Raw genomic sequence first — 12,401 nt, 5'->3', positions numbered from 1 at the left:
TGTGGCTCGCTTTTTTAGGAAAAAATGTGTTATTTCCCTTTCATCCGTTCTTTGCCTTCTTGACACATATAGAGTAGCGGACAGGCTTCACATTTAGGCGCTCTTGCTAGGCAGTGATAACGCCCAAAGAAAATCATGGTATGGTGCGTTTTCACCCAGAGTTCTTTCGGAACTTTACGCATTAAGGTTTGCTCAACTTCAGTAACATTCGCATTTAGCTTACAAATTCTAAGGCGCTTGGACACTCGTTCCACATGTGTATCTACTGCAAAAGCCGGTTCGCCGAAAGCATCTCCCATTACTACATTGGCTGTTTTTCTCCCCACGCCAGGTAAACTGACCAGTTCATCTCTGGTTTGCGGAACTTCTCCATTGAAACGTTCTAAAAGTTGTTGTGCGCACGCTTTAATATTTTTTGCTTTATTGCGATATAAGCCAATGGTTTTTATTTTAGCAATAATCTCCTCCACCGGCGCAGCTGCTAAAGCTTCTGGTGTTGGAAAAGCTGCGAATAAACCAGGAGTCGCTTTATTTACCGATACATCGGTTGCTTGCGCACTTAAAATCACAGCAATTAATAATTCAAAAGGATTCTTATGTTTTAATTCACATTCTGCATTTGGAAACATCTCATACATAATTTCAATAGCTTCCATTGTTTTCTCTTTTGATAGCATGGCCCACCTCCTTTTTATTCACTGTCTTCTGGATTTAACCAATTGTGTAATGTAACCTTTGGTAACGATTCTTGTGTCTGAACTTGTTGTTCAATCTCATTTTGAATCATAGAATCTTTTCGTTTTTTCTGATCAGCAGCCACTTGTTCTTTGGTGGTAATATTTTTACGCTCCCACGCAAGTAAAATACGATCAATATATTTCAAACTATACGCCTGATTTAAAACGGCTTCTCGCAACGCTAACCGGATTAATTCAGGGGAATAATGGTCCGTGTTCAACCACTGACCAATCATTTCTAATTCAATTGGTGAAAGTGGACGTCCGAATTCTTTTTCAAAGCCTTGGTAAAGCTGTTTAATTTCATCTTCGTGGTTTGCGACAACTTGTTTTTCTTTGCTCGTTTGTAAAAATAATTGAATCTTTTGAAAAACAGGCAGTAAATCATACGTATCCATCATTTGACCTTTTTGGTTTTGTTGTGTTTCAATTCGAATAAATCCGCGAGAAACCAATTGATTTAACAACTTATAAATCGTATCTGGCGTTTTACCCATCGTCTCTGCAATCGCCATTAAGTCTGGAAATAAATCGCCTGCATTTTGCGAACGAAAAAGTTGCAGTAAAAAGAGAAATTCATCATCTTTCAAACCAATTTTTTGGTAATGATCAAATAGTAAGTTTGAGATTGTTGTTTCACCAGCTTCTAAATATTCACGAATTGATAACATTGTTGTTGTCCACTTCCCCTTGCTTGTTTCACTTATTGCACTTGATAAACATCAAAATAAATAGCTTTCATATAATCAATTAAATAACTAGGATTCAATTCTTCTCCCGTTGCATCATAAATTAATTGATTTGGTTTACGTGAAGCGCCGTACTGATGAATATGTTGTGTTAACCATTTACGGATATCAGAATAATCCTCCGAAGCTAAAATTTCATCAACAGATAATTCTTGTTTCATTGCGTGAAATAGTTGCGCGGCGTACATATAACCCAAGGCATAAGATGGGAAATAACCAAAGCTACCTCCAGACCAATGAACATCTTGAAGGACACCTTCTAAATCATTTTCAGGTGATACGCCTAAGTACTCTTGGTATTTTTCGTTCCACACTTTTGGCAAATCAGCGACTTCCAAAGAACCATTAAATAACATTTTTTCAATTTCATAACGAATAATGATATGCAAAGGATAGGTGAGACTATCGGAATCAATCCGAATCAAACTTGCTTTCGTTTCTTTTAAAGAAGCATAGAAATCTTCAAAAGCAATATCATCAAAAGTACCTTCTGCGCATTCTTGGAAAAACGGGTATTGTTTTTGCCAAAAAGCCCGGTTGCTACCAATGATAATTTCATTAAAGAGCGATTGTGATTCGTGAATCCCCATAGAGGCACCTTCGCTTAGCGGCGTAAAGTCAAATTTAGGATCAAAATTTTGTTCGTACATCCCATGACCCGCTTCATGAATCACACCAAATGTTGCCATTGAGAAATTATTTTCTTCCCAGCGCGTAGTAATCCGCGCATCATTTCGATTTAGAGCTGTCATAAATGGATGAACTGTATCATCTAATCGGCCTTTTGAAAAATCATAGCCTAATTGTTCAACCACACCAATCACAAAACGGCGTTGTTGTTCTTTGGTCATTTTTCTAGATAAAAAGTCAGTTCTAGGCGGCGTACCTTTTTCCGCTAAAACGGTCCGAATTTCTTGAATCCCTTGTTTTACTTGGTCGAATACTTGGTCTAGCTTCTCAACCGTCATTCCCGGTTCAAATTGATTTAATAACACATCGTACGGTGTTTTTTCTTCTTTTTGCCAATAAGGAATGAACTCTTTTTGGAACGCAACGACCTTCGTTAAGGTTTCTTCTAACAAGCCGAAATCTTGTGCAGCGCGTGCTTTTAGCCAATCTGTATGTGCTTGGTTTAATACTTTAACATATTCTTGCATACGTTCAGCTGGAACATTTTTATTCAAAGCATATTCTTCTTTTACTTTTTCAAAAACCAGTTTCCCTAATTCAGATAATTCTTCAGGGCGTGTCTCAAAATAGGCCAATGCTTCTTGAATAACTGGGCCAATACTTCGTTCAAAATATAATCCGGTTAAATACCCTTCTACTTCTCCTCGAAAAGGACTACTTTTTTCTGGCATCCCAGTTGATGAATCCCAGTCTAATAATGTCAAGGCATTTTTTAGTAATTGAATTTCTTTCACTTCTTGTAAAAATACAGCTTCCTTCATTTTTTTACACCAGCTTTCTTAGTCTTCCCGTGGTTTTCTTGGTGGACGTGTTCCCCAGTATTGGAATAAATCTGTTCGTAAGGCTCCGTTGTAAAGCTTCCGTTTTTTAGTAGCTTTGGCACCATAATATTCTTCAAAAGCAAGATCACTCGTCAGTATATACTTGCTCCAAGTAGTTAACGGACGGAAAACATGGCCCATTTCTTTATACAAACGACGAACACTTTCCTCTTCTCCTAAACGCTCACCATAAGGCGGGTTAGCTACCATTACACCATATTCCTTCTCGGTTGTAAAATCTTTTAATGCCAATTGTTTAAAGGTAATTGAATCACCTAAACCAACTTCCTCAGCATTCGCTCGTGCGACTTCAATCATTCGCCCATCAACATCTGAACCACAGATATCTAATTCAACATCGTAGTCTGCCTTTGCCTCGGCTTCGTTACGTACTTTTTCAAACATCGCTGGATCAACCCAATTCCATGTTTCACAAGTGAAACTACGATTAAAGCCAGGGGCAATGTTATGGCCAATTAATGCTGCTTCAATACAAATTGTTCCAGAACCACAAACTGGATCATAAAAAGGACGATCTTTGCGCCAATTGGTCAACATCACTAAAGCAGCTGCCATGTTTTCCTTAAGAGGTGCGCCCCCCTTTTCAATGCGATAGCCTCGTTTAAATAAACTTGGTCCAGTCGTGTCCAACGTCAACGTCACTTTATCTTTTAGAAGAGCCACTTCTAATTTAAACAAAGCTCCTGTTTCGGTTAAAGGCACCGTCGCTGGACGATGGTAAACTTCTCTTAAACGGTTAACAATGGCTTTTTTGGTGATGGCTTGGCAATCAGGAACACTATACAATTTTGACTTAATTGATTTACCTGCAACTGGAAATTCTGCATCTAAAGGCAAATAATCTTCCCAAGGAAGTGCTTTAACTTTTTCAAATAATTCATCAAAACTATAGGCATTAAATTCGCCAACGACGATTTTAATCCGATCTGCTGTCCGTAGCCATAAATTGGCAGTAGCAATTGTTTCAACAGTGCCTTCAAAGACGGCCCGGCCATTTTCTACTTCACAGGGAATCCCTAAATCACGCAATTCTTTTCCAACTAATGCTTCTAAGCCACTAGCAGCCGTTGCAACAAGTTTGAATGTTTTTTCTTTCGTCATAAAAACTCCTTCTTGACTCTTTTTTATTGTCTGGAGCTAACAGTCCTGCCGACTACTGCTCCGCTTGTTTTTTATAATTGTCCGCTTTCTCTGAACTAAACGGTCCTGTCCCGCCATCTTTAGAACAGACAGCTTACTACTTTTATCTCAGTTTCTTTATTTTAACATTTTTTTATTCTTTTCGTAAAAAAAGCCTTCACAACTACGTTGGAAGGTCTTCCTGAATTACTTGTAATTTTCTATAAGCCATGTTCTGTATCACCAATTCTTCAGGAAAAATTGGTGACGGTCATCATCTATCTGCAGAGTAAACTCTGCCTCTTCTACTCGTTCATTTCCTTTAGAAGAGCGCCCCTACCATTGTTTGGGTTGCTCGCTCGAGGGGTTTACCGCGTTCCACCGATGGAGTTTCCCACATCGCTTCGTCACTGTGGCACTTTCAAGGATACTTTGACATAGTCGAAACCTTAGTCATTTTTCCTGCCGTTACTCTAAAAGAGTACCTTAGCTTATGATTTCGCTAAGCACGAACACTACAAGCATCTCAGCTTGTGCGAGCATGGACTTTCCTCAGCTTGCAAAAGCAAACCGCGATCACCCGAAAATTACAAATCTGTTTAAACGAACAGCAAAAATTTATACACTAAAACAAGTGTCCGCTATTCTAACAAATGCTTTTTGTTCCTCGTGAAAACTTGACTTAAATTGTCTTGCTAAAATTGACGAGTTTGTGCATTATCAACATCATGGTTCGCTGGTTCTGCAGTCATTGACGGTGCGGAAGGCGTTACAGGTGTTGAAGGTGTTTCATCTAACTTTTTACCAAAAACTTCACGCTCTAAGTTTGATAAACGTTTTAAAATATCAAAGTTGGTCACTGCTGCACTTTTTGGTACTTCTTGAGCAACACGAGGCGTTGGTTGGGCTTTTGATAATTGGTCTAATTTTGCCATTAAGCGGCTGTTTTCTTCTTGCAAGCTTAATAATTCTTTATTATAAGCTTCGTAGTCTTTAATGACATTGTCTAAAAATTCGTCTACTTCAATTGGGTCATACCCGTTCATCATTTTCGTTTTAAATTCTTTTTGTAAAATGTCTTTAGGACTATATACTAAATTTGCCATGTTTACACCTCATTTGTTTATTTACGATAGAAAATTTCATAGTTCCACAAATACTATTGTAACGAAAAATAGCTAGAAAATCAAACAGATTCTCTAATCAATCACCGAGTTTTGTAAATCATCCATTGTAATTAAGCGAATATCATAGGGTTCTCGTTCCGAAAAATGTTGTGCGTCCTTTAAAAAATACTCCGTTTTGCCAGGGTACTCTTTGTCATAAATAAGTAAGCTGCCCCCAGAATGTTCCAAAAGAAATTTTGTATGCATTTTTAATTGTGCTGGCGATTGATAGGGCTGGTGACTTACTGAGTTGATATAATCAGCCAAACTTTCCGCTTTCGTTAACAGTTCTCCATTTTGTTCATTCCAATTATTGCCAAAGTCTTTAAATGGATAAAGCAAACCTAGCTGGACTTCTGGATATTCCGTTTTTAATTCCCCAACTACTTCAGCTGTCCAAAGTTCAACACCTAAATTGCCAGAAATCAAAATCCATTCTACTCCCGCTTCAATATAACTGGCTAACTCTTTTTTTAAGACATTTTTAATAACTGTGATTTTCGGGTCTTTTCCTTGAAATATCCCCAATTCAAAGCTGCGATAACCGGTGACATAGAGGGTTTTTATCATTTCCATAAGTCATCCCTTTTCTTTCAGGTCTTTTTTTTGGTATAATACAGGCTAGGAGTGTGATAAACGTGACGTTCCATTATCCTAACGGAATACCTTATAATCATCATGAAGCACAATCACCAAAAAAACAAGTAAAAAAGAAACGCCCCGTTGAATTTGGTAATCGCGGGATGGATTTCGAAGAAGCGATCAATCAAAGCAATCAATATTATCTATTGAATAAGCAAGCAATCGTTCATAAGAAACCCACTCCTGTTCAAATTGTTAAAGTAGATTATCCCAAACGAAGTGCGGCTGTTATTAAGGAGGCCTACTTTAGACAAGCTTCAACGACTGATTATAACGGTGTATATCAAGGCCGTTACATAGATTTTGAAGCGAAAGAAACGAAAAATACCACGTCCTTTCCCTTTAAAAATTTTCATCAACATCAAATTGATCATATGGAACAATGTATAGCACAACAAGGGATTTGTTTTGTGCTATTATGGTTTTCAAGCTTAAAACGCTGCTTCTTTTTTAGTGGTGAAAATCTAATAACGCATTGGAAAAACCAAGCAGTTACTGGGAAAAAATCTATGCCGCTTGCACTCATCGAGAAAGAAGGAATTGAATTATCTTTTGGAATCGCACCGCGAATCCCTTATCTCGACGCAGTGGAACAATATATTCAGACACACTAGATTCATAAAGTTTTGAAAGTATAACAAAGGAGTTGCTATTTATGCCAACCGCAAATTCAGGCTCGCGAGCTGCTAGACATGCATCCAACACCTCATCGAAGTCGAGTTACAAGAAAAAGACACAACCGCCGAAAAAGAAAAAACGGCTTGTTTTAAAAATCTTTCTTGGCTTACTTATCGCTGGGATGGTCGCTTTTTTAGCAGGCGTTGGTCTTTTTTGGTTCTATGCACGACAAGCCCCAAAATTAGAAGATGACAAACTGAATGCGACAGTTTCATCGAAGCTTTACGATATTAATAATGAAATTTTTGAGGATTTAGGCGCAGAAAAGCGTGAATTAATTCAACCAAATGATGTGCCTCAATTATTAAAAGATGCCATTGTTTCTGTCGAGGACCGTCGTTTCTATAAACACATTGGTGTGGATCCGATTCGGATTATCGGTTCTGCCCTTTCAAATGTCAAAAATGGTGGATTACAAGGCGGAAGTACCTTAACCCAACAATTAATTAAATTGTCCTACTTCTCTACAAAAGAATCTGACCAAACCTTGAAACGGAAAGCACAAGAAGCATGGATGGCTGTTCGTTTAGAACGTGAAAAATCAAAAGAAGAAATTTTAACTTACTACATTAACAAAGTCTACATGGCGAATGGTTTTTATGGAATGGAAACAGCGGCTGAAAATTATTATGGTAAACATTTATCTGAACTTGATTTACCACAAACGGCCCTACTGGCAGGAATGCCACAAGCGCCAAACTCATACGATCCCTATACAAAGCCAGATACTGCTAAAGAACGCCGGGATGTTGTACTCTACACAATGTACGACAATAAAAAAATCTCGAAAGCAGAGTACGAAAAAGCTAAAGCTACCCCAATCGATGAAGGCTTAGTGCCATTAAAAGCCAGTGATGACAATCGAAAAGTCGTAGATAATTATGTCAAAGAAGTAATCAATGAAGTGAAAGCAAAAACTGGTAAAAATGTTTACACAGACGGACTAGATATCTACACAAACTTAGATATGAATGCCCAAAAACAACTTTACGATATTGTCAACAGTGATCAATACGTTGCGTTTCCAGATGATAAAATGCAAGTGGCTTCAACCGTTATTGATGTTGCCTCTGGACAAGTCCGAGCACAGATTGGTGGTCGTCACATTCCTGATGATGTGCAATTAGGAAACAATTTAGCTGTTAACACCCAACGTGATGTTGGTTCAACCGTGAAACCAATCATGGATTATGGTCCCGCAATTGAGAATTTAAATTATTCGACAGGTCGCCTCATGGTGGATAAACCAACGAAATATCCTGGTACCGACATTGATGTCTTCAACTCTGATTTAACATACCAAGGCGTCATTACTATGCGCCGTGCGATTATGGGTTCTCGTAACACCACCGCGGTCCAGACGTTTGATGAAGTTGGTAAAGAAAACATCATGCCTTTCATTAAAGGACTAGGAATTGACTATAAAAACTTAGAAGCCTCGAATGCCATTTCAAGTAACACAAGCGATGTAGATGGCGATAAATACGGGATTTCCTCATTGAAGTTAGCAGCAGCTTATGCGGCTTTCGCCAATAACGGGATTTATAACAAACCGTATTACGTAAACAAAGTCGTTTTCAATGATGGAACTAGCGTTGATTATCAACCTGATGGTAAACGTGCGATGAAAGACTCTACCGCCTATATGATGACGGATATGTTAAAAGATGTTTTAAATGGCGGAACAGGATTTAACGGCGCCATTCCAGGCTTAATCCAAGCGGCCAAAACAGGGACTTCTAACTATACTGATGAAGATTTAGCACGAATGGGGACAACAGAAAAAGGAATTGCCCCGGATAGTACCTTTGTTGGTTATACAACACACTATGCCGTTTCTGTTTGGACTGGATACAATGATCGAAATACACCAATCTATCAAGAATACTATGGAATTGCCTCGGATGTTTATCGTGAAATAATGAGTTACTTGTCTCAAAATGTTTCAAACGATGACTGGGTGCAGCCAGACAGTGTTGTGCGGGTAGGTAATGAATTATACGTGAAAGATGCCTATGAGGTACCAAATGTACAAGTTTTACCAAGTACTACCTCTTCAGCACCACAGCCGGAATCTAGCAGTACGGTGGAATCCTCTTCCACAAAAGAAGCGGAAAGTTCATCAAGTTCTAGTTCAGAAAGTGCGCCTTCTTCCTCTGAAGCGCCATCATCAACCGAACAACCGGCAAGCTCTTCCTCAGCAGAGCAACCGGCAACATCGGAACAACCACCTGAACCATCAAGTTCTAGTTCACAAGAACCGCCGCAACCACCTGAAAGTAGTTCTAAACCAGATGAAAATAAAGCAGCATAAAAAGTACGGGGCTCATGATGAGCCCCGTACTTTTTTAGATTAAAAATGGACGAAGTGAACTGAATCACTTCGTCCATTTTTGCTTATTTACTTTCTTTATTTGCCAAAGCTGCACCAACAAAGCCTTTGATTAAGCGTTGTGGGCGATTTGGACGAGAAATTAATTCTGGGTGGAATTGACAAGCCACAAAGAATTGTTTTTCAGGAATTTCAACAATCTCAACTAAACGATTATCTGGTGAAACTCCAGAGAAAACTAAGCCATTTTCTTCAAATAATTGACGGTATTTGTTGTTAAATTCATAACGATGACGGTGACGTTCTTGGACAACATCTTCATTTCCGTATGCTGCCGCAGTTTTCGTTCCTTTTTTCAATTTACATGGATATAAACCTAAACGTAGTGTGCCACCTAAATTCTCAATGTTTTCTTGATCTGCCATTAAATCAATAATGTTATTTGTCACGTCAGGATTAGTTTCTGCAGAACCAGCATCTTCTAAGCCCACAACGTTACGACCAAATTCTACACAGGCCATTTGCATACCTAAACAAATACCAAGGAATGGTACGTCATTTTCGCGAGCAAAACGAATCGCTTCAATTTTTCCTTCAATTCCACGATCACCAAAACCACCAGGAACCAAAATACCATCTGCTGAACCAATTCTTTCAGCGACATTTTCAGCAGTTAATTCTTGTGAATCAACCCAATCAATTTCGATATCTGAATCAAAATCAAACCCAGCATGTTTTAATGCTTCTACAACAGAAATATAGGCATCTGGTAATTCAACATATTTACCAACCAGCGCAATTTTTGTTTTCTTTTTCAAGTTAAGAACTTTTTCTTCTAATGCACGCCACTCAGTCATGTCTGCAGCCGGTGCATCCAATTTTAAATGATCACAAACAATTTGATCCATGTTTTGTGCTTGAAGTGCTAATGGAATGGAGTATAACGTTTCAACATCACGAGATTCAATTACCGCTTCCGGATTAACATCACAGAATTGTGCTAATTTGTTTTTAGTGTTTTGAGAAACAGGTAATTCCGTACGGACCACTAAAATATTTGGTTGAATCCCTAAACTTCTTAATTCTTTGACACTATGTTGTGTTGGTTTAGTTTTCATTTCACCAGCCGCTTTTAAGTAAGGAATCAAGGTTGTATGGATGTACATTACGTTGTCACTACCCATATCAGCTTTCATTTGACGCAATGCTTCTAGGAAAGGTAATGATTCGATGTCGCCGACAGTACCACCTACTTCTGTGATAATCACATCGGCATCCGTCATTTTCGCTGCACGCATGATTTTTTCTTTGATTTCATTGGTAATGTGTGGAATAACTTGCACTGTTGCACCTAAGTATTCCCCTTTACGTTCTTTACGTAAGACTTCTGAATAAATTTTCCCAGTGGTTACGTTTGAGTATTTATTTAAGTTAATATCAATAAAACGTTCATAGTGACCTAAGTCCAAATCTGTTTCGGCACCATCATCTGTGACAAAAACCTCTCCATGTTGGTAAGGACTCATTGTCCCCGGATCCACATTAATATATGGATCGAATTTTTGAATCGTTACTTTTAATCCACGATTTTTTAATAATCGTCCTAAAGATGCTGCGACAATCCCTTTTCCGATAGAAGAAACCACGCCACCTGTAACAAAGATGTATTTTGTCATAATAGTTAAAAACCCTTTCTTTGATAATATTTTGTAGAGAGAAGTAAAACAACTTTGAGACTCTTACGTTTCTCCAAATAAAAAAGAAACAAAAATAGAAAAGCTCCCTATCCATTACGAATAGGGAGCTTGTAAGTTCGTTCAAACTTCTGACCTTCTTAAAGGTGCCCAAGTAGTATAATACAAGCAAACGGACATCAGGTCAAGTACTTCTATTCAAGAAAATAATTTTTTCTATTTTCTCATTTTTCTTGGGCATTCAACTAAAAAGCTTGACTCCTTCTTAGGAATCAAGCTTTTTGGTTTCTTACTCTTCAGAATATTCGTCATCAAAATCGTCTTCATCTTCAACATCATCGTCATCAATGATCGTTAAATCTTCTTCGATTTGCGGAATATCTTCTTCATCATCGTCTGAATCTGCACCAATCTCTTGTAAGTCAGAGTTGTATGCTTTGATTTCTTCATCTTCATCTTCTTCATCATCGTACAAGATGTCTTCTTCATCATCATTTGTTAATTCAGCATCTTCTGGATCGTCATCGTTATAGTCAATTACATCTTCATCGTTTGGATTAGTGATGAAGGCATTTACTTTTTTACGTTTTCTACGACGTGGTGCATCTTCTTCGTCTTCTTCCAAGCCATGTGTAACTTCTTCATCGATTGAATCGATTGGATACCATGAACGTAAGCCCCAACGATTGTCTCCCAATGAGATAAAGCTACCGTCGATGTTTAAATCTGTATAAAATTGTGCTAATTGGTCACGAATTTCACTATCAGACTTGCCAAGATAATTTTGGATTTGGTTAACTAAATCAGAAAAATCCATTACATCTGCATGTTGTTCTAAAATAGCGTGTGCTACTTCAATCATGGATAATTCTTTTTTGTTTAACCCTTCAAATACATTAATTTCCAAGAGGTACACGTCCTTTCACAGTCTACTCCTTATCATACAAAAACATTGAAAAAAAATCAATTCTATTCTGCAATATTTATGCAGTAAATTCTAATTCTAAATGATATTCTCCGATTCGCTCTGTTTGAGAGTATAAATCATAATCAACTAAAATCTTACCAGACATTGGTTGATCTTTTAAACTAACACGCAAATTATGTGTAAACGTACTAATCTGTAGCAAGCCATAAGGGGTTCGATAACTTGTATCTAATTTTTCCTGATAGCCAAATCTTAAACGCATCCGTAATTCGCCGGCACGAATCAGCTGAACATGCCCGTCTGGTTCAATTTTAATGGTTACGGGGGTTGGTTCTGTATCCTCTAATAATTCTTCTTTGTAACGAATGTATAATGTATCACCCATTTTTACTAATTGACCTTCTAAGTCAAAGAAAAAATCTTTTTGTTCGTTGCCTTGTTGGACAATCGTTTTTAGTTGAATCGATACAGGAACGCCTGTTGATAAATCCATAATGGTCACTCCTTTTCCAAAATATAACTTTCTTATTGTTGACTTTTTCAATGTATTTGTCAACTAAAGTCAATTTTTCCTTGCTTATGTACCTTTTCTTATTGTATAAGCTCTTTTCACGGGTTGCAAGCATTTGTTTCATCTATTTAATAAGAAAACCGTTTACTATTTTAGAGAATTCCTTCAGAATTCGTTTATATAACATGCTTTTTTGCATTTTTTGTATATAATATAAGAGAGAGTAAGAAAATAAACGTATTAAATGACGTAATTATAAATAGACAGGACGTTTTTTATGAGCACAACTTTTCCCCTTCACACTGAATCCTTT

Annotated in this window: 11 protein-coding genes and 1 other RNA gene; 2 read left to right on the top strand and 10 right to left on the bottom strand. The window is 37.7% G+C overall.

What is annotated here, in order from left to right:
- Positions 1–29: 29 nt before the first annotated feature.
- The 7 genes from nth to IGJ46_RS04535 form a co-directional block, all read right to left on the bottom strand.
- Positions 30–677, bottom strand: a complete 648-nt coding sequence (nth, locus tag IGJ46_RS04565) for an endonuclease III (protein WP_002357985.1) — start codon at positions 675–677, stop codon at positions 30–32.
- 14 nt (positions 678–691) lie between these two features.
- Positions 692–1,408 (bottom strand): DnaD domain protein, encoded by a 717-nt coding sequence (locus IGJ46_RS04560; protein WP_218391496.1) that lies wholly within the window; start codon positions 1,406–1,408, stop codon positions 692–694.
- 32 nt (positions 1,409–1,440) lie between these two features.
- Positions 1,441–2,937, bottom strand: coding sequence for a carboxypeptidase M32 (locus tag IGJ46_RS04555; protein ID WP_002377826.1), 1,497 nt, complete (start codon positions 2,935–2,937; stop codon positions 1,441–1,443).
- A gap of 18 nt (positions 2,938–2,955) precedes the next feature.
- The gene (locus tag IGJ46_RS04550; protein WP_218391494.1) at positions 2,956–4,119 is read right to left on the bottom strand and encodes a THUMP domain-containing class I SAM-dependent RNA methyltransferase; all 1,164 of its coding nucleotides are present in this window, start codon (positions 4,117–4,119) and stop codon (positions 2,956–2,958) included.
- Positions 4,120–4,356: 237 nt separating this feature from the next.
- An RNA gene (gene rnpB / locus IGJ46_RS04545) (RNase P RNA component class B) lies at positions 4,357–4,725 on the bottom strand.
- Between the two features lie 107 nt (positions 4,726–4,832).
- Entirely contained in the window at positions 4,833–5,243 is a 411-nt protein-coding gene (gene gpsB / locus IGJ46_RS04540; RefSeq protein ID WP_002357990.1) for a cell division regulator GpsB, read from the bottom strand.
- Between the two features lie 93 nt (positions 5,244–5,336).
- On the bottom strand, positions 5,337–5,879 hold the full coding sequence (locus IGJ46_RS04535; RefSeq protein WP_010822702.1) for a DUF1273 domain-containing protein: 543 nt from the start codon (positions 5,877–5,879) through the stop codon (positions 5,337–5,339).
- Positions 5,880–5,941: 62 nt separating this feature from the next.
- Between IGJ46_RS04535 and recU the strand changes: the two genes are divergently transcribed.
- Entirely contained in the window at positions 5,942–6,559 is a 618-nt protein-coding gene (gene recU, locus IGJ46_RS04530; protein WP_010819920.1) for a Holliday junction resolvase RecU, read from the top strand.
- A 41-nt stretch (positions 6,560–6,600) separates the two neighbouring features.
- Complete coding sequence (locus tag IGJ46_RS04525; protein ID WP_375343102.1) at positions 6,601–8,937, top strand: PBP1A family penicillin-binding protein; 2,337 nt, start codon at positions 6,601–6,603, stop codon at positions 8,935–8,937.
- Between the two features lie 83 nt (positions 8,938–9,020).
- On the opposite strand, the gene IGJ46_RS04520 is transcribed toward IGJ46_RS04525, so the two are convergent.
- The 3 genes from IGJ46_RS04520 to IGJ46_RS04510 all read right to left on the bottom strand — a co-directional run bounded on the left by IGJ46_RS04520 (position 9,021) and on the right by IGJ46_RS04510 (position 12,070).
- A complete protein-coding gene (locus IGJ46_RS04520; RefSeq protein WP_002357995.1) occupies positions 9,021–10,631 on the bottom strand; it encodes a CTP synthase in 1,611 nt (536 codons plus the stop codon).
- A gap of 307 nt (positions 10,632–10,938) precedes the next feature.
- Positions 10,939–11,556 carry a DNA-directed RNA polymerase subunit delta gene (rpoE, locus tag IGJ46_RS04515; RefSeq protein ID WP_002357996.1) on the bottom strand — a complete coding sequence of 206 codons (618 nt, stop codon included), beginning with the start codon at positions 11,554–11,556 and terminating at the stop codon, positions 10,939–10,941.
- 76 nt (positions 11,557–11,632) lie between these two features.
- A complete protein-coding gene (locus IGJ46_RS04510; RefSeq protein ID WP_002382132.1) occupies positions 11,633–12,070 on the bottom strand; it encodes a DUF1934 domain-containing protein in 438 nt (145 codons plus the stop codon).
- Positions 12,071–12,401 lie beyond the last annotated feature (331 nt).

It is taken from the genome of Enterococcus sp. AZ120, from assembly GCF_050546165.1.
Taxonomy (GTDB): domain Bacteria; phylum Bacillota; class Bacilli; order Lactobacillales; family Enterococcaceae; genus Enterococcus; species Enterococcus faecalis.
Note: the sequence above shows the minus strand (reverse complement) of the source record. Positions and strands in the feature narration are given on the sequence as shown.